The 21,278-nt window shown below is 59.1% G+C and carries 19 protein-coding genes and 1 pseudogene; 4 read left to right on the top strand and 16 right to left on the bottom strand.

Going from position 1 to position 21,278, the window contains the following annotated elements; translation table 11 throughout:
* Positions 1-79 precede the first annotated feature (79 nt).
* From ACVHNU_RS16875 to ACVHNU_RS16950, 16 genes and pseudogenes are all read right to left on the bottom strand, one after another.
* Complete coding sequence (locus ACVHNU_RS16875) at positions 80-1,078, bottom strand: ADP-ribosylglycohydrolase family protein (protein WP_226499662.1); 999 nt, start codon at positions 1,076-1,078, stop codon at positions 80-82.
* Positions 1,075-1,788: a GntR family transcriptional regulator gene (locus ACVHNU_RS16880; protein ID WP_045122582.1), complete on the bottom strand. Its 714-nt coding sequence runs from the start codon at positions 1,786-1,788 to the stop codon at positions 1,075-1,077. Before ACVHNU_RS16880 ends, ACVHNU_RS16875 begins: the two co-directional genes overlap by 4 nt.
* Before the next feature lie 230 nt (positions 1,789-2,018).
* Entirely contained in the window at positions 2,019-2,987 is a 969-nt protein-coding gene (gene araH, locus ACVHNU_RS16885; protein WP_045122821.1) for an L-arabinose ABC transporter permease AraH, read from the bottom strand.
* Between the two features lie 12 nt (positions 2,988-2,999).
* Positions 3,000-4,544 carry an L-arabinose ABC transporter ATP-binding protein AraG gene (gene araG, locus ACVHNU_RS16890; protein WP_003227013.1) on the bottom strand — a complete coding sequence of 515 codons (1,545 nt, stop codon included), beginning with the start codon at positions 4,542-4,544 and terminating at the stop codon, positions 3,000-3,002.
* A gap of 33 nt (positions 4,545-4,577) precedes the next feature.
* The gene (locus ACVHNU_RS16895; protein WP_103484723.1) at positions 4,578-5,582 is read right to left on the bottom strand and encodes a substrate-binding domain-containing protein; all 1,005 of its coding nucleotides are present in this window, start codon (positions 5,580-5,582) and stop codon (positions 4,578-4,580) included.
* A gap of 278 nt (positions 5,583-5,860) precedes the next feature.
* Positions 5,861-6,679 carry an SDR family oxidoreductase gene (locus ACVHNU_RS16900; RefSeq protein WP_473017880.1) on the bottom strand — a complete coding sequence of 273 codons (819 nt, stop codon included), beginning with the start codon at positions 6,677-6,679 and terminating at the stop codon, positions 5,861-5,863.
* 270 nt (positions 6,680-6,949) lie between these two features.
* The gene (locus tag ACVHNU_RS16905; protein WP_473017881.1) at positions 6,950-7,825 is read right to left on the bottom strand and encodes an SMP-30/gluconolactonase/LRE family protein; all 876 of its coding nucleotides are present in this window, start codon (positions 7,823-7,825) and stop codon (positions 6,950-6,952) included.
* Positions 7,826-7,957: 132 nt separating this feature from the next.
* Positions 7,958-8,674 (bottom strand): FadR/GntR family transcriptional regulator, encoded by a 717-nt coding sequence (locus ACVHNU_RS16910; protein ID WP_103484726.1) that lies wholly within the window; start codon positions 8,672-8,674, stop codon positions 7,958-7,960.
* A 192-nt stretch (positions 8,675-8,866) separates the two neighbouring features.
* On the bottom strand, positions 8,867-9,427 hold the full coding sequence (locus tag ACVHNU_RS16915) for a DUF1285 domain-containing protein (RefSeq protein WP_003227023.1): 561 nt from the start codon (positions 9,425-9,427) through the stop codon (positions 8,867-8,869).
* Between the two features lie 16 nt (positions 9,428-9,443).
* Entirely contained in the window at positions 9,444-10,049 is a 606-nt protein-coding gene (locus ACVHNU_RS16920) for a DUF4823 domain-containing protein (protein WP_003227024.1), read from the bottom strand.
* 170 nt (positions 10,050-10,219) lie between these two features.
* Positions 10,220-11,188, bottom strand: coding sequence for a GTP 3',8-cyclase MoaA (locus ACVHNU_RS16925; RefSeq protein WP_473017882.1), 969 nt, complete (start codon positions 11,186-11,188; stop codon positions 10,220-10,222).
* Between the two features lie 137 nt (positions 11,189-11,325).
* Positions 11,326-11,964 carry a TetR/AcrR family transcriptional regulator gene (locus ACVHNU_RS16930; RefSeq protein WP_045122584.1) on the bottom strand — a complete coding sequence of 213 codons (639 nt, stop codon included), beginning with the start codon at positions 11,962-11,964 and terminating at the stop codon, positions 11,326-11,328.
* 341 nt (positions 11,965-12,305) lie between these two features.
* Entirely contained in the window at positions 12,306-13,091 is a 786-nt protein-coding gene (locus ACVHNU_RS16935) for a TatD family hydrolase (RefSeq protein ID WP_262141590.1), read from the bottom strand.
* A 15-nt stretch (positions 13,092-13,106) separates the two neighbouring features.
* Positions 13,107-13,463 (bottom strand): PilZ domain-containing protein, encoded by a 357-nt coding sequence (locus ACVHNU_RS16940; protein WP_003227030.1) that lies wholly within the window; start codon positions 13,461-13,463, stop codon positions 13,107-13,109.
* A 42-nt stretch (positions 13,464-13,505) separates the two neighbouring features.
* A complete protein-coding gene (locus ACVHNU_RS16945; protein ID WP_473017883.1) occupies positions 13,506-14,489 on the bottom strand; it encodes a DNA polymerase III subunit delta' in 984 nt (327 codons plus the stop codon).
* Positions 14,482-14,838: pseudogene (locus ACVHNU_RS16950) on the bottom strand (dTMP kinase); the annotation flags it as partial. The pseudogene ACVHNU_RS16950 and the gene ACVHNU_RS16945, both read right to left, overlap by 8 nt.
* 97 nt (positions 14,839-14,935) lie before the next feature.
* On the opposite strand from ACVHNU_RS16950, the gene ACVHNU_RS16955 reads away from it, so the two are divergent.
* The 4 genes from ACVHNU_RS16955 to ACVHNU_RS16970 are packed head-to-tail and all read left to right on the top strand — an operon-like array spanning position 14,936 to position 21,278.
* The gene (locus ACVHNU_RS16955; RefSeq protein WP_473017884.1) at positions 14,936-15,802 is read left to right on the top strand and encodes a deoxynucleotide monophosphate kinase family protein; all 867 of its coding nucleotides are present in this window, start codon (positions 14,936-14,938) and stop codon (positions 15,800-15,802) included.
* Entirely contained in the window at positions 15,802-17,985 is a 2,184-nt protein-coding gene (locus tag ACVHNU_RS16960; protein WP_473017885.1) for a hypothetical protein, read from the top strand. The genes ACVHNU_RS16955 and ACVHNU_RS16960 overlap by 1 nt, the downstream gene beginning before the upstream one ends.
* Positions 17,978-20,212, top strand: a complete 2,235-nt coding sequence (locus ACVHNU_RS16965; RefSeq protein ID WP_473017886.1) for a tyrosine-type recombinase/integrase — start codon at positions 17,978-17,980, stop codon at positions 20,210-20,212. Before ACVHNU_RS16960 ends, ACVHNU_RS16965 begins: the two co-directional genes overlap by 8 nt.
* Positions 20,205-21,278, top strand: a complete 1,074-nt coding sequence (locus ACVHNU_RS16970; RefSeq protein ID WP_473017887.1) for a hypothetical protein — start codon at positions 20,205-20,207, stop codon at positions 21,276-21,278. Before ACVHNU_RS16965 ends, ACVHNU_RS16970 begins: the two co-directional genes overlap by 8 nt.

Raw genomic sequence — 21,278 nt, forward strand, 5'->3', positions numbered from 1 at the left:
GTCTGACACAGTGTGTCGGCAGGGTTTGGGGCCGCTTCGCAGCCCAGCGGGAGCAAGCTCCCTCGCCACAGTTATGTGGTCAGCGCAAGGCCAACAGCCCCTGCACCAACGGTTCAAGCTCCAGATGATTGACCGCTTTGACCGTGGCAATCATCGGCGCCGGCCAGCTCTCGAGACCCAGGCAGGCCCCGAGCATGGCGCCAAGAATCGCTGCGATGGTGTCGGTGTCGCCGCCAAGACTGGCGGCCATGCACAACGCATCGAATGCGCTCATCTCGCCGACCGCCACTTGCTGCGCCAGGGCGAACGACACCACCACCGATTCCTGCGATGCCACCGAAGTGCCGATCACGTCGTACAGCAGATCCGCCAGCAGTGCCTTGTCACTGTCGACGCTGATGGTTCGCGCCCAACTGATGCGCGAAGCAATACGTCCACCGGCGACCCAGTGCCCGTGCGCTTCGGCCTGTTGCGCAATCTGCTGGCCGAGGTTCAGCGCCTCGCCCAGGTCCATGCCGTTGATCCCGGCTGAGACCACTGCCGCGACGGCCGCCGCGCTGGAAATCCCCAGCGTGGTGTTGTGCGTGACCTGACAGGCCTGGACCACGGCTGCGATGAAACGCTCGGGATCGGCGACGTCTGCCGCGATGCCCACCGGAGTAATGCGCATGGCCGCGCCGTTGGTGGTGCCGTAACGCCCGGCCTCCTCCGGCGAGTGACCGGCGAGGATCATTTCAATGGCGCGTTTGGTCGATGGCCCGAGCAGGTCCTGCGAACCCTTGGCCTGCATCTCGGCTTCCCACTCGATCAGCCGCTGGGCGAGGACTGCCGGTTCGATCCGGCCCTTGCCTTCAATCAGCAACTCGCCGACCAGAATCGCCTGTTCGGTGTCATCGGTGATCGAACCCTTGGGCATGTTGGCGGCGATCGGTTGCAGGGGACCAGCGTCCTGCAGATCAGTGATTTTGCCGAAGCGGGTCCTGATCGTTTCGCGGTTCAGCGATTGCGTCGGCATACCCAGCGCATCACCGAGGGCCAGGCCATAAAACGCACCGAGGGCACGGTTGAGCGCGGTCATTTCGATTCTCCAAATTGCAGGTGCAGGCGGAAATGCACCGGGTCGAGCAGGCTTTCGACCTGCTCCATGAAACGGTTCTGCCGGTCGTAGGTGGTGCGCAGGGCTTTGAGGAAAACGGTGCCGACCGGGCGCCCGAGCAGTTCGGCGTCTTCGGCATTCAGCGGTTCGGCGCCGATCCACTGATCACCGCGCTCGCCGATGTAGCCGTAGGCGGCCAGGGTGATGGTCAGCGAGTTGTCGATCAAACCAACGCGCGGCAGGCTTTCCAGGCCTCCGGTCGCCGGCATCAAAGAGCGTTCGAGGGACACCAGCGTGCCGTCGTTGGAACGACGGCGCCGGTCGAGGGTGATGAATTGCTCGGTGCCGAAGCGCGAGAGCAGATCGGGCCGGGTCACGGCTTCCAGACGCAGCACTTCGGTGTTGATCAGCGCCCCGCTGTCGGCCAGCGCCTGCGCCCAGCCGCTGCGCTGATCGAGCACCACACCGTCAAACGTGACGATCGAGCCGACCCCGCTTTGCGTGGCGATGTAATTGCGCCGCTTCAGCTCGGCCAGCGCTTCGCGCAACGTGCCACGGCTGACATTGAATTCCTGAGCCAACTGATGCTCGCCGGGCAACAGAAAGCCGTCCTCCATGAGGCCGCTTTCGATGCGCCGGACGAGTTCGTCGACCACCCGTTGTTTCTTGTCAAATCGTACCTGTCTAATCATGTACAAAGTGATACCCGAAACGGGCGCACACGAGCAAGGGGTTTTTAGGGGTTCGGACAGAAGGAATGCATAACTGTGGCGAGGGAGCTTGCTCCCGCTGGGCTGCGGAGCGGCCCCAAAAGCGGTGACAAGGGTGAGTCTGACACACCGCACTGTCCGGATTTGCGACTGCTGCGCAGCCGAGCGGGAGCAAGCTCCCTCGCCACAAAATTATGCTTCGACAGATAGAATCAGCGTTGTTTGAGGCGGTCGATGACCACCGCCAACAGCAGAATCGAACCGCGAATCACATACTGATAAAACGTATCGATGTTCTTCAGGTTCATCGCATTCTCGATGATCGCCAGAATCAGCACCCCGGCAATCACATGGCGGATCATGCCGATACCGCCGCTCAGCGACACGCCGCCGAGCACACACGCCGAGATCACCGTCAGCTCGAAACCCTGGCCAATCATCGGCTGCCCGGAGGTCATGCGCGACGCCAGAATCACCCCGGCCAGCGCACCGATCACGCCGTGCACGGCGAAGATGATGATTTTGGTCCGGTCGACATTCACCCCGGCGAGCAACGCCGCTTCCTGGTTGCCACCGATGGCCATGGTGTTGCGCCCATAGGTGGTGTAGTTCAGCAGCCAGCCGAAAAACAGGAAGCAGACGATGGTGATCAGGATCGGCACCGGCACGCCGAACAACTGGCCGTTGCCGAACACGAAGAACGATTCCTGCGACACACCCACCGCTTTGCCGTTGGCAAAAATGTAGGCCAGGCCACGGACGATCTGCATGGTCGCCAGTGTGGTGATCAGCGCATTGACCCGCAGCTTGGCAATCACGATGCCGTTGATCAGCCCGACAATCAGGCCCATCACCAGCGCCGCACTGACGCCGAGGAACACGCTGTTGGTGTCGCGCATCACCACCGCCGCAACCACCCCGGCGCAGGCGATCACCGAGCCCACCGACAGGTCGAAATGCCCCGACGCCAGGCAATACAGCATGGTGCACGCAGCGATGCCAGTGGTGGAAATCGCCAGGCCCAGCCCGCGCATGTTCAGCGGCGAAAGGAAGTTGTCGATCAGCAAGGTGCAAGCGAGGAAGATGCCGATGGCCGCCAGCAGCATGACCCAGTCATCGAGGAAGCGCCGCAGGTCCAGCGGTTTGCGGGGGGTCGGCAACGCCTTGTTTTGGATGGTCATCATGTTCACCTCTCAGTTCGCCACGCCGTCAGCGCGATGGCGCGGCAAAGCCAGTTGCAGCAGGTTGGATTCATTGGCCTGGTCGCGGCTGACTTCGCCGCGCAGCGCGCCTTCGCAGAGCACCAGAATGCGGTCGGAAATGCCCATCACTTCCATCAGGTCGCTGGACACCACGATCACCGAAATACCGTCGGCGGCCAGGTTGTGGATGATCTGGTAGATCTCGGCCTTGGCCCCGATGTCGATGCCGCGAGTCGGCTCGTCGAGCAGCAGGACCTTCATCGGCATCGACAGCCAGCGACCGAGAATCGCCTTCTGCTGATTGCCGCCGGACAGGAATTTGATCTGCTGCCCGGCGTGCGGGGTTTTGACTTTCAGCGCTTTGATCTGCTTGTCGGCGTTGCCCTTCTCCCACAGTCCGCGCAGCAGGCAGCCGAGGCTGGCATTGGCGCCGCGCGCGCTGATGTTGATGTTCTCGGCGACGCTGGCCAGCGGGATGATCCCCTCCTTTTTGCGGTCCTCGGGACACAGCAGAATCCCGGCGGCAATCGCGTCACGCGGCGAGCGCAACTTCAATTCATGCCCGCGCAATTCGAGGCGTCCGGCGGTGTTGCGTTCAAGCCCGCTGAGCAAGCGAAACAGCTCGGTGCGCCCGGCCCCGACCAGACCGAACAGGCCGAGAATCTCGCCCTTGTGCGCCTCGAAACTCACCGGCTCGCGCAGGCCCGGGCCGAGCAGACCGTCGACCTTCAACGCCACCGCACCGCGTGGACGGCTGCGGTAATCGTAGATGTCTTGAATGTCGCGGCCGACCATGCAGGTCACCAGTTGATCGTGGGTCAACTGGCTCATGTCATCGAAGGTGCGCACGTAACGGCCATCCTTGAACACCGTCACCGCGTCGCAAATACGGAACACTTCTTCCATGCGATGGGAGACGTAGAGCACCACTTTGCCCTCATCGCGCAGGCGACTGATGATCGCCATCAAACGGTCGATTTCGCGCGCCGAGAGGCTGCTGGTCGGCTCATCGAAGGCGATTACATGCGCGCCACGGGACAGCGCCTTGGCAATTTCCACCAATTGCCGCTGACCGAGCGACAGGCGCCCGACCTTGGTTTGCGGATCGATTTCATCGGCCAGGCCCTTGAGGCAGTCCAAGGCATTCTGGCGCAGCAGGCCGCGATTGATCAGGCCGAAACTGGCCGGCAGATGGCCGAGAAACAGGTTCTCGGCCACGGTCATTTCCGGCACCAGGTGCAGCTCCTGGTGGATCACCGCGACGCCGCTGCCAATGCTGTCGGCCGTCGACTTGAACGCCATGGTCTGCTCGCCGATCTGCAACTCGCCACTGCTGGGGATGTAGGCGCCGCCGAGGATTTTCAGCAGAGTCGATTTGCCGGCACCGTTCTCGCCCATCAAGGCGTGCACCTGCCCCGGGTGAGCGACGAAGCTGATGGCGTCCAGCGCCTTGACCCCGGGGAAGGTCTTGCCGATTCCGTTGAAGCGCAGGCTGCCGCCGGCGCTGCTTGCATGTGTCTGTACTTGCGCGTGCATCTGAGTCACCTCTTCACACCGATCGAGCAGCCATCAATTCCACAGGCCGATTTTTTCCAGCTCTTGCTTGAAGTTCTCGCGGGTGATCAGGGTGACGTCGTCCATCGCCGTGTACTTCGGCGGCTCTTTGCCGGTGGTGACCCACTCGTACATCATCTCGGCGGTCTTGTAGCCTTCGATGTGCGGGCTAGGCAGCATCGAACCGAAGAAACCGCTGTTGGGCTTTTTCAGCTCGCCGATGGCGTCGGTGCCATTGATGCCGATGCCAATCACGTTGGCCGCAGCGAACCCGGCGGCTTCGGTAGCGCGTACGCCGCCGAGCACGGTGTTGTCGTTCATGCCGCCAATGATCAGGTTTTTCGCTGCGCTGGGCAGCTTGACCAGCGCCGAGTTGGTGGCGTCCATGCTGCCCGGCACGTCGAGGGTTTTAAGCGCGGCGGTCAGGATGTGCTCTTTCGGCAGACCGGCATCTTCAAGCGCCTTCATCGAACCGTCGGTGCGCTTCTTGCCGGTGTCGAGTTCGTTGTAGGTATTGACCACCGCGTAGGTGTCTTTCCAGTCCCAGTTGCGCTTCTTCGCCTCGGCGACCATCGCGTTGCCCTGCTTCTGGCCGACTTCGAACGCCGCCATGCCGAGGTACGGCACGTCTTCCATGAACTTGCCGTTGGCGTCGACGAAGCGGTCGTCCACGGCGATCACTTTGAGGTCATTGAGCTTGGCTTTGGCCATGATCGCCGGGCCGAGCGAGACGTCCGGCGGGCAGATCACGAAGCCTTTCGCGCCATTGGCCGCAAGGCTGTCGATGGCCGAGAGGGTTTTCTCGCCGTCCGGCACGGCGATCTTGATCAGTTCGAAGCCTTTGTCCTTGGCGGCTTTTTCAGCGAAGGCCCACTCGGTCTGGAACCACGGCTCTTCTGCCTGCTTGACCAGAAAACCAATTTTCACGGTGTCGGCAGCCAGCAGCGAGCTGCTCAGGCTGAACGCGGTGACCGCCAGCGCGGCACTGCACAGGGTACGAATCCCGAAACGACGTTTCATAAGCTGACTCCTTGTTATTTTTTTTGAGCAAATTAAACAGCTTGTGGCGAGGGAGCTTGCTCCCGCTGGGCTGCGAAGCGGCCCTAAAACCGGTTACCTCGGTCAATCAAACACACCGCGCAGCCCGAATTTACGACTGCTGCGCAGCCGAGCGGGAGCGAGCTCCCTCGCCACAGGTGTGGTGGCGTGACACGTACTGCTGCAAAGCCTGTTGAAAATAGTCATATCGTATGATGATTGGATTTCAGACGGAGTTCATCGCCTGAAACCCAATCCACTCAGTCGTGGTACATCACCGAGCGCCCACCATCGATGGTGATGCACGAGGCGTTGATGAACGGCGCTTCATCACTGGCCAGGAACACGGCGGTCATCGCCACTTCGATTGGCTGGCCGATGCGTTTCGGCGGGTGCAGATCGAATGCGCGCTGACGCTCGGCGTGCGGATCGGCAAAGCCGTTCCAGTAATCAACGTTGAGCTGTGTCTCGATGTAGCCCGGGGCAATAGCGTTGACCCGAACGCCCTTCGGCGCGTATTCGATGCCCAGCGCCCGGGTCAGTCCGAGCAAGCCGTGCTTGGCCACCGGGTACGGGAAGCAACCGGGAATGATGTGGCTGGAATGGGTCGAGGCAATATTGATGATGCTGCCGACGCCCTGCTCGATCATCTGCGGCAGCACGGCTTTGCAACCGTACCAGGCGCCGTCCAGGTCGATGGCGAAGCAGCGATGCCAGTCTTCTTCGGTCATTTGCAGCGGATCGCGGAACACGTTGACCCCGGCGCAGTTGACCAGCACGTCGATGCGTCCGTGCAGTTCGATCGCCAGTCTGGCCATGGCGTGCAGGTCTTGCTGACGCGAAACGTCGGCCTTGATCGCCTGCACGTCGTAGCCCTTGTCGCGCCAGTGGGCGGCAACCTTCTCGACCTTCTCTGCCTGAATATCGCTGATCACCAGTCTGGCCTGCTGCGAGGCGAAGGTCGCGACAATGGCTTCGCCGATGCCTTGAGCGGCGCCGGTCAGCAGCACCACTTTGTTTTTCAGGCGCTCACCCTTCGGCGGCTCGGGCACCGGCGGCAAGGAAAGAGGTTCAGCCATGGATCATGACTCCTGTTCGTCAGCACAAAAAAACCGGGCATCTGCCGATGTCCGGTCTGGAAGATTGTGAAAACAAAACAGGCAGGCGCGGCGAACGACGCTGGGCCGTTGCGAGACGCTGACTCCGCTGAGGAGTGCGATAGAGATTCGCTGCATCACTTCACCTGTTTTGTTCTTTTTAAGTGTGAGTGCGTGTTACTGCTGGAACCGACTATAAACCCGACCGCCGAATAATCTCAATATATAATTTTGCATCCCACATTATGAGATTTAACCCGCGAACCGCGTGCAGAGTTTGCCCGGCACGTCGACCCGCATCGACAGCACCGCGCCATCCAGTGGATGGTTGTGCGGACTCTGGGCGCTGGTGATGTACAGGTTTTTCAGGTCTTCACCGCCGAATACACAACTGGTCGGTCGGCTGACGGGCAGATCGATTGTGCGCTCGACCTTGCCCTCCGGGCTCAGGCGCAGCAGGCAGTTGCCATCCCAGCGGGCGTTCCACACATAACCTTCGGCGTCCATCGCCGAACCGTCCGGGCCGCCCTGCCCGTCTGCGCCGTACCAGGCCTCGGGGCTGCCGAGATTGCCGTCGGTGTGAATGAAATAGCGATTGAGCGCCCCGTCGAGGCTGTCGCCGAACAGCAGCGTGGTGCCGTCATCGCTCCATAGCAGGGTGTTAGGAATCCCCAGACCGCGCAGCAATGGCGTGACGCGCTGATCGGGATCGATACGAAACAGGCCACCGGAGCGGCGCACGATCGGCAGGTCTTCGCCATTGTCGCCGATGTTGTTCTGCATGGTGCCGAGCCACAGTCGGCCCAGTGCGTCGCAGCGCGCCTCGTTGGGCCGGTTGCCCGGTTGCGGGTCGGCGATGCAGAACAGCGTCAGGCGCGGTTCGAGGCCGGGGGAATCGAGATCAAGGCGATACACGCCGCTGCTCAGGGTCACCAGCGCATCGCCGCTGGCACACGGAATGAAAGCCGAAACGTGCTCGGGCATCTGCCAGATCTGCACGTTGTTGCCGATTAGCCGCAGCGCTTGCTGGCCGGCGATATCGACCCAGTACAGCGCTTGGGTGGGAGCGTCCCAGAATGGCCCTTCACCGAGTTTGGCGCGGTGTTGGGTTACGGCGGTCAACGGCATATTGAATCCTTCATGTTGTTGTTTTAACTGTAGGAGTGAGCCTGCTCGCGATAGCGGTGGGTCAGTGACGACGATTGTGACTGACCCACCGCTATCGCGAGCAGGCTCACTCCTACAGGGGGATGTGTGTTTTCAGCTGGCTTTTTTGTCGGCCATCACCTGCGGGTAAAAGCGTTTGATCGCCAGGTCGGCATTGTCGATCAGGGTCATGCAGGCCCACACCCCGCGCGCGGCATCGCGGGTGGCGATGGCGTCGGCCATGTCCTTGTGGATCGGTAATGTGCGACGCAGTTCATCGGGGTCGGCAGCGGAGACTTCAAACGACACAGCGAGCAAGGCGCCGAGGGCCGGGACCATTTGCTCGATGAACTGGTTGTGGCTGGCCGCCAGAATGCATTCGTGGAAGGACTGGTCGGCGCGGTTGTAATCGATGCCGCTGTCGACAGCCCGCTCCAGCGCGTTGTAGGCCAGTTGCACGGCCTGAATCTGCTCAAGCGTGGCGCGCTCGCAGGCCCAGCGCACGGCCATTGGTTCGATGGTGCGGCGCAGGTCGAGCAGGTCATCGACGAAGTTTTCCGGCAGGCCGTTGCGCGACAGCCAGCCGACGACTTGCGGATCGAACAGATTCCAGCGCCGCACCGGCAACACGCGGGTACCGACTTTCGGCCCGACTTCGAGCATGCCTTTGGCGACGAGGGTCTTGATCGCTTCGCGGATCACCGTGCGGCTGACACCGAGCTGCTCGCCCAGATCTGCCTCGACCTTGATCGCCTGCCCCGGCTTGACCTGGCCGGCGGCAATCCAGCTGCCCAGCCAATCGACCGTTGATGCATGAAAGCTGCTGGACATGGAGACCTCAAAGCGGGTGGCGATGGGTGTCCACGCTAATGATCATATGATTGGGAGTCAAATCAGATTTTGCGGATGTACATAGATCAATGTGGGAGGGGGCTTGCTCCCGAAGGCAATACATCAGTCACTGCATAGGGTGACTGTCACACCGCCTTCGGGAGCAAGCCCCCTCCCACATTCGATTCATTGTCAGGGCTCGAGGCCGATGCGGAAGAACTCGCCGCCGCTCCACACGCCCAACCAGCGTTGCCCGTCGATCTCACGACTGACCGCCAGCTCCACCAGTTGGTAAAACACATTGCGGTGAATCAGCGCTTCGAGGTTGCTGCGCACATGCACATAAGGCGCGGGCTCTTGAGTCGCCGGATCGATCTCGACGCGGATCGGATGTTCCGGCCCGGCCTCGGCGGTCTCCTCGACGTTGGTGGTGAAGCGCAGTACCTGCGCCTCACCCTCGCCTTCGACTTCCACGGCAATCGCCACGAACGGCGCATCGTCGACTTTGATCCCGACCTTTTCGACCGGGGTAATCAGGAAGTAATCATCGCCGTCGCGGCGGATGATGGTGGAGAACAGCTTGACCATCGGCTTGCGCCCGATCGGCGTGCCCAGGTAATACCAGGTGCCGTCGCGGGCGATGCGCATGTCGATGTCGCCGCAGAAGTCCGGGTTCCACAAGTGCACCGGCGGCAAGCCTTTGGTTTTGGGGATCTGTCCCAACAGGTCATTGGCTTTTTGCGGGCCACTCATGGCGTACTCCTTGGGTTTATTGGTCGCTGATCCCCAGCAGGCTGCGCGCGTATTGCGCCAGCGGCGGGCCGATCAGGTCTTCCGGTTTGTTGTCGTGGAACGTCAGTAAACCGCCACGACTCTTGATCCGTGCAGTATCAATCAAATACTGGGTGCTGGTCTCGATCAACATGATCTGAATCACGCCGCTGTCGATGCCGAGGCGATCCACGGCTTCCTGATCGAGCCACTCATCGGAGTTGCCGATGCGGTCGTCAGACCTGGCGAAACGGGTGTACAGCAGGTAGTGGGCGCCAGCATCGCGAGCTTCGCCCAACGCCTGATCGAGGCCTTCCGGTGCACGGGCACGGCGAACCATCGGGAAGTATTCGACAAAACCCTTGAAGGCCTCTTCGGCCACTACGTTCGGCCGCGGGTAGGAACCACCCGGCGGCGCGAATGCACCCTGGGCGATGTAGATGAATGAGTCCGGCTGAATGCGGAAGTTGTTCACCCGCCGGCTGTCGCTGTGATCCAGCAGCCCCGCGTCGCTCATCTGATAGCGAGTGCCTTCGGCCATATCGCTGACAGTCATACAGCCGCCAAGCGCCAAAACGGCCAGCAGCAAAACCAGGCTACGCATCCTCATCCTCCAGAAGCCGGTGACGGAAAACCGGCGAATGGCCGTTGGATGCAGCTTTTGCGCCAGCTCAGGAAATTCGTTGATTGTAAGATCGTATTCGCGAGCAAGCTCGCTCCCACAGGAGAATGCACTCGAAATGGGGGAGCGAGCTTGCTCGCGAAAGCGGTTGTTCAGCCGCCGATAATCTTCATGACCGTAGCGCCACCGGAGAACGCCACTTCCTGCTTGTCCCCCAACGCCTTGACCAACAGACGCTGCAATGCCGGCAACGCCTGATGACGTGGCTTGTCGAGCAGATCGCCGACATAGTGGCGGTTGCTCGACGACAGGCAGCCATGCAGCCAACCGGTCGAGGACAGACGCAGACGCGAACAGGTTCGGCAGAACGGCACGCTTTCGTTGGCAATCACACCGAAATGGCCCAGCCCCGGGATCGCGTAGCGCACAGCCGTGGCATCCACCGGCGCATCGGCCTGGGCGTACTCGTAGCGCTCGCCAATCAGGCTCAGCAGTTGCTGCAGGCTGACGAACTGTTGCAGGAAGGCATTGGAGTCGGTGGCGAGGTGGCCCATGCGCATCAACTCGATGAAGCGCAACTCGTAGCCGCGCTCCAGGCAGTAATCGAGCAGCGGCATCACCTGATCCAGGTTCTGCCCGCGCAACGGCACCATGTTGACCTTGATCTTCAGTCCGGCGGCTTTTGCCTGGTCCATGCCATCGAGCACGGTCGGCAGATCGCCGCCACGGGCGATGCTGCGGAAGGCGCCGGCATCCAGGGTATCGAGGGACACGTTGATCCGGCGCAGACCGGCATCCACCAGCAGCGGCAGCTTTTTCGCGAGGAGTTGACCGTTGGTGGTCAGGCTGATGTCTTCCAGGCCCATCTTGCCGACGGCGCTCATGAAAGATTCGAGTTTGGGGCTGACCAGCGGCTCGCCACCGGTGATGCGCAAGCGTTCGATGCCAGCGGCTTCGATCAGATAAGCCACGCCACGGGCCATGGCCTCGGCCGACAGTTCATCCTGCGCAGCCACCAACCGCTTGCCGTTAGGCACGCAGTAGGTACAGGCGTAATTGCAGGCTGAGGTCAGGCTGATGCGCAAATTGCGAAAACGCCTGCCTTGACGGTCAACGATCATGATCACTCCGGCGATAGAAAATCGAGCGACTAAAACTTGACTCACAAATCAAGTTTTAGCAAGCCCTATGCCTGAGTATATTCCTGCGCTACTGCGCCATGTAGCGAAATCATGGCGCAATAAGGCAGCTGAATGGCTCAGCTGCTTGGGATTTCCGGATCGCGCTTGCGCTTGTTGCCCATGCGCACGCCGATGTCCATCAGGAACTGGAAGAAACCTTCCTGATCTTCCAGCACATTGCTCCAGAACGGCGAGTGATACAGCGCCACCGCGCCGTGCACCAGCGCCCAGGATGCGCAGTAGTGGAAGTACGGCGGCACGTCTTCGAGCTTGCCTTCGCTGATCCGGCCCTTGATCAACAGGGTCAGGCGTTCGAAGTTCGAGGCACGGATCTTGTGCAGCTCCTCGACCATTTCCGGCACCTGATTGCCTTTTACGACCTTCTCTTCGAGGCGGTCGAACAGGCGATAGCGCTGCGGGTCACGCATGCGGAATTCGAAGTAGGCACGGGACAGCGCTTCCTTGTCCTTGTCGACATCGGCCGAATGCAGCAGCTCGTTCAAATCGCGCTCGTAATCGAGCATCAGGCGCAGGTAGATCTCGGCCTTGGACTTGAAGTGCTTGTAGATCGTGCCTTTGCCGATACCCACGGCATCAGCAATCATCTCGACGGTGACACTGTCTTCACCTTGATCGAGGAACAGCTTGAGCGCGGTATCGAGAATTTCTTGCTCGCGGCGACGAAACTCACGGACCTTACGAGGTTCTTTGTGCATAAGAAAAGGTCTGTAGGGGTCAAAATTCGAAGCCGCGTATTATGCCTAACTTGCGCAAAAATGCACGGATCATCCGACCATATCTGTGTTTGTTGTTCATTTCGGGAACGTTTGTGGCGCAATGAGAACTCATCTGAAGCGCATGTATTCCAAATTTGTTTAAAAACCCCGACCGGCCAACTGGACTGCACGCCAGACTGATCAATACTTGAACTGTCGGACGGCATCTCCCCCAAGTGCCGTGCCGATAAAGGTACCAAGGGACCGCGTGCCTTTGTTTTACTCCTAATGGTCTTAACCCGGATTCACCCCCCAGAACCCGGGTTTTTTTTGCCTGCGATTCAGGCTTTTACATGGGCCAACGGGAACAGCCGCTTGAAGTTCTCGGTGGTCTGCTCGGCAAACCGCTCATAGTTTTCTCCGCGCAGCATCGCCAGAAACTCTGCCACTTCGCGCACATACTGCGGCAGGTTCGGCTTGCCGCGATAAGGGATCGGCGCCAGATACGGCGAATCGGTCTCGACCAGCAGGCGATCGGCCGGCACCTTGCTGGCCACATCGCGCAGGGCGTCGGCATTGCGGAAAGTGACGATGCCCGACAGGGAAATGTAGTAACCCATGTCCAGCGCGGCCTTGGCCATGTCCCAGTCTTCGGTGAAACAATGCAGCACACCGGCCTGGGGCAACGCCGCTTCACGCAGCAGCTCGAGGGTATCGGCGCGGGCGCCTCGGGTGTGGATGATCACCGGCTTACCGGTCTGCTGGGCGGCTTGCAGGTGCAGGCGGAAGGATTCCTGCTGCAGCTCGGCGGCTTCCGGTTCGTAGTGATAATCCAGACCGGTTTCGCCGATCGCCACCACTTTCGGGTGATTGAGTTCGTGCAACAGCCAGTCGAGCGCCGGCGCGGCGCCCGGTTGCACATCCAATGGATGCACACCGACCGAGCAATCGACGTCGTCATAACGATCGGCGAGGGCTTTGACGTCAGCGGCATTGTCGGCACTCACGCCGATGCACAGAAAGTGCCCTACCCCGCGCTGGCGCGCAGCATCGAGTGCAGCATCCAGCGAACCGTCATGGGCGGCGAGGTCGAGGCGATCAAGGTGACAATGGGAATCTACGAGCATAAAAGAGACGGCTACTTACATCGTATGAGTGGGACGGTCGGACTTCAGTGCTCCGGCCAGATGGGTTTCGATGCGACTGCGGGCGGTGTTGTCGCCTTCGTTGAATTGCACGCCGACACCGGCGGCGCGGTTGCCCTGGGCGCCTTTGGGGGTGATCCAGGCGACCTTGCCGGCCACCGGAATCTTCTCCGCCTCGTCCATCAGGTTCAGCAGCATGAACACCTCGTCGCCCAACTTGTAGCTCTTGTTGGTCGGGATGAACAGGCCACCGTTCCTGATGAACGGCATGTAGGCGGCGTAAAGCACCGATTTGTCCTTGATGGTCAGGGACAGGATGCCGTTGCGCGGCCCCGGGCTGATGGCTTCATTCATGTTGACCTCCACTGCTGATGCTCAGAGTCTAGGTACACATTCTTATCTTTGACCAGGCAATCCCGCCCATTGCACCAACAACGCTTCCAGCAGCAGTGCCGGATTGAGGTTGGCTTTGCTCAGGACTTTCTGCCGTTGGGCGAGAATCCAGTCCTGAATATCGAGGACTTTGCCCTGGGCGCTTTTCTGCGCCAGGTACTGCACGACTTTGCGCATGTCGGTCAGACCGAGGCCGGTTTCGTCCTGAGTCAGTTGATAGCGCAGGATCAAGCTCGACCAGTCGCAGAACCAGTCGAACAGGCGCAGCATCGGAATGTTTTTCCACTCTTCGGCCAGTTGCGTTGGCGACTGCTGTTGCTTGAGCAGCTTCTTTACCCCTTCGACCACCTGCGCCCGCTGTTCGCGCACGCCCTGGGACTGCAGGCTGACCGCCATCAACGGCGAGCCGGCGGCCAGCGCCAGCAATTCGACGCGCTCCTCTTCAGAGCACTCCGGCAACGCCTGCGCCAGCCATTGCAGGCTCATGGCCTCACCGGGCAGCGGACACGCCTGCTGCACACAGCGACTCTTGATCGTCGGCAGCAAACGGCTCGGCTGATGACTGACCAACAACAGCACAGTATCGCCGGAAGGCTCCTCAAGGCTCTTGAGCAGTGCGTTGGCGGCGTTGATGTTCATCGACTCCACCGGTTCGATCAGCACCACTTTGCGCCCGCCCAGTTGCGCAGTCTGCACCACGAAACTGACCAGATCGCGCACCTGATCGACCTTGATCGCCTTGTCGGCCTCCTCCGGCTCGAGGATGTAATTGTCCGGATGGCTGCCGGCCTTGAGCAACAGGCAGGACTTGCATTCGCCGCACGCCTCGGGCGTCGGACGCTGACAGAGCAGGCTGGCCATCAGGCGCTCGGCCAGCGCGCGCTTGCCGATCCCGGCCGGGCCGTGCAGCAGGTACGCGTGGGCGTGCTGACTACGTCCGGCCAGTTGTTGCCAGAGGCTGTCCTGCCATGGATAGGCCTCAGCCACGAATCAGCTCCAGCAAGTTCGGAATCAGAGTATCCAGCGATTGCTGAACCTTGACCAATGGCTGACCGGCATCGATGCGCACATAGCGCGCCGGGTCGGCTTCGGCGCGTTCGAGAAACGCATTGCGTACCGCTTCGAAAAACGCTCGACCTTCCAGCTCAAAACGATCCAGACGGCCACGGGCGCTGGCGCGGGCCAGGCCGATTTCCACCGGCAGATCAAAAATCAGCGTCAGATCCGGACGCAGGTCGCCCTGGACGAAAGTCTCCAGCGTGGCGATGCGTTCCAGCGACAAACCGCGACCGCCACCCTGATAGGCGTATGTCGAATCTTGTTTTCGGTTTTTCAAAAACGTCAACATCAGAAAATTATAACCCTTTTCACTAAAAGGTAAACGTGCTCAAATCCCCAGCCCACAGGGCTTGAGCCGAAAACAGGAGTACACCGTGAGAACCATTATCGGCCTAGCCGCCTTAGCCAGATCTGGCAAAGACACCGTCGCTTCAATGCTTTTGAGCATTCCGGGGGTCGCCGCCTTCGCTCTGGCTGACCCACTCAAGGTGGGGTGCCAAGCTTTGTTCGGCCTGACAGACGCAGAGGCGTGGCAGGACGACATTAAGGAAGAAACCATCGAGCTCTGGGGCCGTTCGCCTCGCGAGTTCTTTCAAACGGTGGGTACTGAATGGATGCGCCATCATAACGCAGACCATTGGCTAATGAGAGCTGCCAGGGAGATCAATCCCCCAGAACGCCCACAACCCCCCGCAACACCCGCAAACCTCAGCGCCCCAGACGCTACGTTCCTGCTGGCAGCTCAGGCGATTTTCGATTTCAGCGACGACCAGGTCTGGAACTCAGATTCCTACGAGACTCTCGATAGCTACTGGGGCCTCTCCCCTGCCGATGCCGTAGCGCTGCTTAAACGTCACGCTTACGACCTGTACCCGGACTTTGATGCCCTGCGCAGCCACCGCCCTGTCAGCAAGCCGACCCCGCGCGGACAGATCCCGGTCAATGCGAGAACAATCATCTTCAAGGACATCCGCTTTGAAAACGAAGCAGCGTTCCTTCGAGCGCACAACGGTGAGATCTGGCACATCACCAGACCGAACCTGCAGAAGATCAATGCTCATTCTTCAGAGCTCGGCGTGGCCCAAGCACCTGGCGATCTGCATCTAATCAATGATGGCACCCTGGAAGACCTCAAGGCCCGTGTAGCAGAGGCCTGGCAATCTCACGTCCAGCGTCACTCGCCCACAAAAAACAACACAGAGGCCAACTCAGAAACCAGCCAAACCGGAGGCAGCAACTGATGTCTGCCTTCGACCACAGCATTACCGAAGTGGTGACCTCCACTGGCCGGAAGGTGGAATGCTCATACCTGGGTAACCCTAACTACGATCCAACCAGCAACGTCTGCGCATGTCTTCATTGGTTGTTCCTTCTTTATTGCCCTGCCAGAAACCACGCACGGGCTTACCTGCTGCGCGATGCTATCGGCCTCTTTGTGGACTTCGCGCACCTTCACAACTCGAACAACCCCGAACCTCTGCATATCAAGATGTACACGGACATCAACGCGGAGATTTTCAATCGCTACATCGAGTACGTAAAAGACCTAGGCGATACATCCGCCAAGCCGGAAATTTTCAAAACCGCAGCCAAAGTCGTACCGGAAGAAACCGGCAAGCTTCCGCTGCTGACGCTGCCGATCGTGCCCATGCCGCCCAAGATGGGGAAAAACCCGCCTTTGTCCCCCGAGGGCCTCTATTCCCTGGAGGAGGCGCTGACCACGCACGTCAACGTCCTCTGGAACAAAATGTTATTCCGCGAAGTGGTGGAAAGCGTCCAGCCATATACTGCCGATGAGATCAACGACCAAGTGTTCCCAGTTCGGACTCGGGTCAGGATGCTGCAGTCCTTTCACTATCAGCGTGTGAACGACATCAAGCCAAAAAAACAAGTGTGGCTGAAGCGACTCTCTGAATGCACGGATCCGGAACTTCGCGAGCTTTCGCTCACGCCCGAAACGGCGCTGCAACGCCTAAGAGCGATCTACGAACGGGAGCTGAGAAGTCTTCCCTCGTTCGACACGGGGGAAGATCCCCTTGCGGGCATTCCCATGAGCTACTGGCAGCCTGACTACCACCGCGTGATCAAGACCTTCCTCACTCACGGCTACCCGTTCGAGATGTCTTTGGATTACCTCTACAACGAGCTGCGCAGAAAAAATCTGAATGTTTACGGGGTGGGCTGCCAGGACGTTATCAAGCTGCTTCTGTACCGGTTCACTGTCGCGAACCGTGAAGAGTCGCTGTTCCTACCTATGGTCGACGAAGTGCTTGGTTACTACTACCCGACTGTTGTCGACATGACCGCCATCCTGCTCTTCATGATGTTCCAGTCGGGGTGGAACAAAGAGACAGCCCTCTCGCTGGATAAGGACAATTTCGAGCATCTCCTGACCGGCACCATTGATGAGGCAGTTAAGGTCGTGTTCGCGGAGAAAGCACGCTCTCAGGGTAATGACAAGCCTTACTTCTCAGCTAAACGCATTGAGATCCCCACAAGTGGCGATGATCCTTACTCCTTCTACAACCTGATCCGGCTGGCCAAGCACCTGGCCGCTCCCTTGTCCCCCTACCCGATCGATCAGATCCCAGTGGACATGACGGAAGACCAGATGAACCCGCTGTTCCTCTGCCTGCGCCTGAGAGAGGACTGGAGCCGGGGTGGCCGCCTGACTTCGATCGCTCATCCCAAGACGTTCCGCGTCTGTGTGCAACATTTCCTTCAGCAGTACGAAGTCGTGGAGAACGGCAAGAGACTGACGAGTGCCAGTGAACTGACTCGACGCCTGCGCCCCACCTGGCTTCTTTATAAGAAGCGGGACAACCCCATTGCGCTGCTATCCATGACTATGGGCCATGAAAGTCGAGACACGACGGATATGTTCTACGACAACTCTGCAGCCGCTCACCAAGAACGCCTGCAGCGCTTGCGTAGTGAGCTGGAGGCCATCATTGAGCTGCTGCGGGCCCGTAGATTCAAAGGGATGCTCAGCAAGCACGCCCAGGCGCTGGCCGCAGCCATGTGGAAGGTTTTCCATATCCCGGGACAACTCAAGGCGATGTGGGGCTGCGCGGATCAAACCAAGCCGAATTGGGTCGGCTCCGAGATCATCGCCACGACCGGCAAGAAGTGCTGGAAGATCAAGGAGTGCATTTTCTGCTCTCAACTTCGGATTTTCCAGGACTCCCTGCCGTACCTGATGGAGCGTGATGCGCACCTGAGCGAGCTGCTGGAAACTGGCGCCGGCGGATTCTCTTCTCGGTTTGTGAAAGAGCAAGAAGCTATCAGGTTCATCCTCGACGAATGGGGTGACTACGACGAGATCAAGCAAGCCGCTCGCTACCGCCGTAACAATGGCCCGCTGCTCCCGCGCGACCTCGATCTGTTGGAAATCATCTTTGAAAGTGAGGTGCACAATGCCTAATAAAAATCTGACCTCCTTCTCGATTCAGTCTGACGGCACCCTGATCGAAGACGAGCAAAGCCCGCCAGCGACCACTGCCGAGGTCAGCCAGGAACGCGCTCAACCAGAAGCAAAAGCAGAAGCCAAAGCCAAAGCCAAAAAACCTGGGCAGCCGAAGCAAGCACGCGACAAATCCGGCTACGACACCGATGCAGCCGAAGACACCGAGGCCGCCCAAAATATTATCGATGCAGACGCTCAAGCGATCCTGGATGACATCGATGAAGACTACTCGGAGGCCCTTCTGGAGGAGCTTGACGCACTTCAAGAGGAGCTGACGTCCAAGGCGTCGCAGCCATCGATGTCGTTGGCCAACAAGATCGCCCAGATGGGCGAGGACTTCCCGGTTAGCAACGGTGTTAGCTATGGGGATGCCATGTGGTCATTGCCTCACGGGCCCCACGCGCATCCAAACAACATCCGATTTGATCGTGAGCTCCCAGGCTCTAATGACCTCAAACGCGCGCTGACGTATCACACCATCCCTGCGTTCTCGCCGTTCAGTTATATCCGCTCGAACACCACTACCAAGGCTTTTGGCAACGAGTACGCAATCGTCGAACAGTACATCTTCAAAGACAACGGCCTCACCGCCGAGCCTCAGCATATCGCCCTGATCTCAATGCCGATGATTAACCTGGCCTTTGAGCGGGCCAAGGCGAGCACTGCGAAACACCACTATTTTGCGCTTTTCAAGCATCTGCGCTTCTGGGCCAGACTATCCGAACAGAAGCTGCTCCCAGAAGCGCTTCGGCTGGATGTCTCGTCAGAGCATATCGACATCCCCGAGCGCCGAAAGGAAGTTGTACAGAATCGCTTCAACGGCGCAATAGAAAGCTGGATCGCGTATTCGGAGGAGGATCTGGAAGTCCTCATGGAATATACGTTCTTCTGGCTGGAGCGCGTTATGCCCAAAGCAGAAGCACTCAAGGATTACTTGGTAGAAAGCCGATTCGCATTCCTGAAGGATCGCGTGGTCACTCGACGTGAGCCTCTGTTAGAGCTTGAAGCATTGTGCACCATCGAAATCGATGGGAAACAGGTGATGAAGCCTCATGTGAACAGGCATCTTAAGGATGGCCTACCCCATCTGACCTACAGCTGGCACACCGGCTACAGCAAGGTTCTAGACGGCATTCGCAACTCGATCTTCATCCTCGTCGCAATGGTGACTGGTGCCCGTAAAGGTGAATTGGCAGCAATGCATTTTTCCCATGTTACGACAGACCATAACGGCGACTACTGGCTGAAGATCACTCGCTGGAAGACTGCCGCCAGTCCAAAGCATGGGGAAGAAGATGTCCTTCCCCTACCCCGATTTGTCGGCGAAATGATACGCAAGTATGAGCAGTTGCGATCAATCCCACCGTTTGTGATGGAAGGTTGGCTGTTCCAGGCTATGAAGTCGACCAAAGTCGTCAACAGAGCCACTCCCTCCCAGATCACGTCAGTGATTGAGCAGCTCAAGAATGTGTTGCCCATCGAGCGGCTGCATTGCCACAGATTCAGAAAGACCATTGCTGAGATCTTGATCAACCGAGATGAGCGCAACATCGACATCATCCGTGCGTTGTTCGGGCACAAAAGTTATGCGATGACGCTTCGGTACATCGCGCGAAATCCGCTCATGGTGCGCAGCGTCGCCCTGGCGATTGAGCAGAACTACGCCCGGGAGTTTCACAACATCGTTGCCGGCCTGCGGCTTGGTCATTCGGGGGCTGCTGCAGAGCGTATCTACAAGCAAATCCTCAAGCGTCCGGATGAGTTTGCAGGTCAGCAGTTCAAGGTGACCGTCGTCTCGTATGTCAGCCACCTGCTGAAGGCCGGAGAGCCCCTCTTCATCCGCCGTACCGCCTTGGGCACGTATTGCCTCTCAGGCGAGCGCTTCACTCCGTCGAATCTGCCCCCTTGCCTGGAAGGAAGGCAGTTCGACGAGGGCTTGATCATGCCAGACCCTGGCAACTGCAAGCTGGAGTGCAAAAAGATCGTGATGCTGGGCTCAGCCAAGCAAGCATTGGCGGACAATATCCAGTTCTACGAAGCGGTGCTGGATAACGCTCGCGGGAAGCTCGCGCCCAAGGCGGAATCCGAACTGTTGCGTCGTATTGCGACGAGCGAAGGTCACCTGAATAACCTCATCAGCACCGGACACTCGGCGTCGAGGCACATTGAGGTGCGCCATGTCTAAGATCAGTCCTATAGCGAAAAATGCCAAAGTCCCGGTACAAGCCGCTGCAGATGAACATAGCCCGGATGTGTTGCTTGCACAGGCGGCGGCTCAATCTGACCGTCGGCAGGTCATCAAGGACATCATCGTCTCGCATTACACGTCCGGCGCCACCCACAAACTTAAACTGGTGGAGGTAGCTCAACGGGCCGGCATTACTCGCCAAGCGCTTGATCGCTACTACTCAGAGTTCAAGCCTTACATCGCTGGTAAGAAAGACGTATCAGATCTTGTGGATGGCACAGTGGCCAAGGCCAAGGTGGAAACTCAAGCCACTATCAATGCCGTTGACGCGAAGTGGAAGGCACGCCTTGATCAGGTTCTGGTGGAGCGAGACAAGGAGATTGCCAGGGCCATCAACAGCCACATCAGCACATTGATGAACGATGACATCGCCATGTTCGAAAGCAATCAGCTGCGCAAGTCCCTGGAGAAACAGACCCTTCATGCGGTCGAGCTCATGAAGAAGAACTCCATACTGGAGCTCAAGCTGGCAGCAGCTTCCCAGCGGGAAGCACCGCTTCAGAGCACATCGAGTCAGAACAAAATAATTTACGATGTCGACATCGAGCAGTTGTGCATCCACTACCAACGCACGAAAAGCCTGGATGATTTTGAGGATGCTAAGGAAGCGGAGCTCATGGCCATCAGGGAAAAGTTTGCACGCTTTACATCTATGCCCGATGTACACGTGGTTCTCTTTGCAGACAGGTACATCTCCAGATTCAGAAATTTTGCCTCGCAATACGCGGCCTTACCTGGTGAAACCTGCTTGATAATACGGTTGCCATTGTTCTCCCGGGCAGAGATTAACAACTTCATCAAGCACATTCCCGCCGCCTTCAAGAAATCGCTGCACGTTCCCTACATGCTGCTGGACACTGAGCGAAAGGCGCAAAGGGTGTTCATCTATCAGCGCAACGCTTTACCCGAGCAGGAGATCCGGGCAGCCGATAATGCCGATGCGCCCAGCATGACCTGGGGCCTGGACGAGCTCGTCTTCTTCAAAGTCCCAGCCGGAGACTGA

This window comes from Pseudomonas sp. Ors-4-3C (assembly GCF_055755035.1).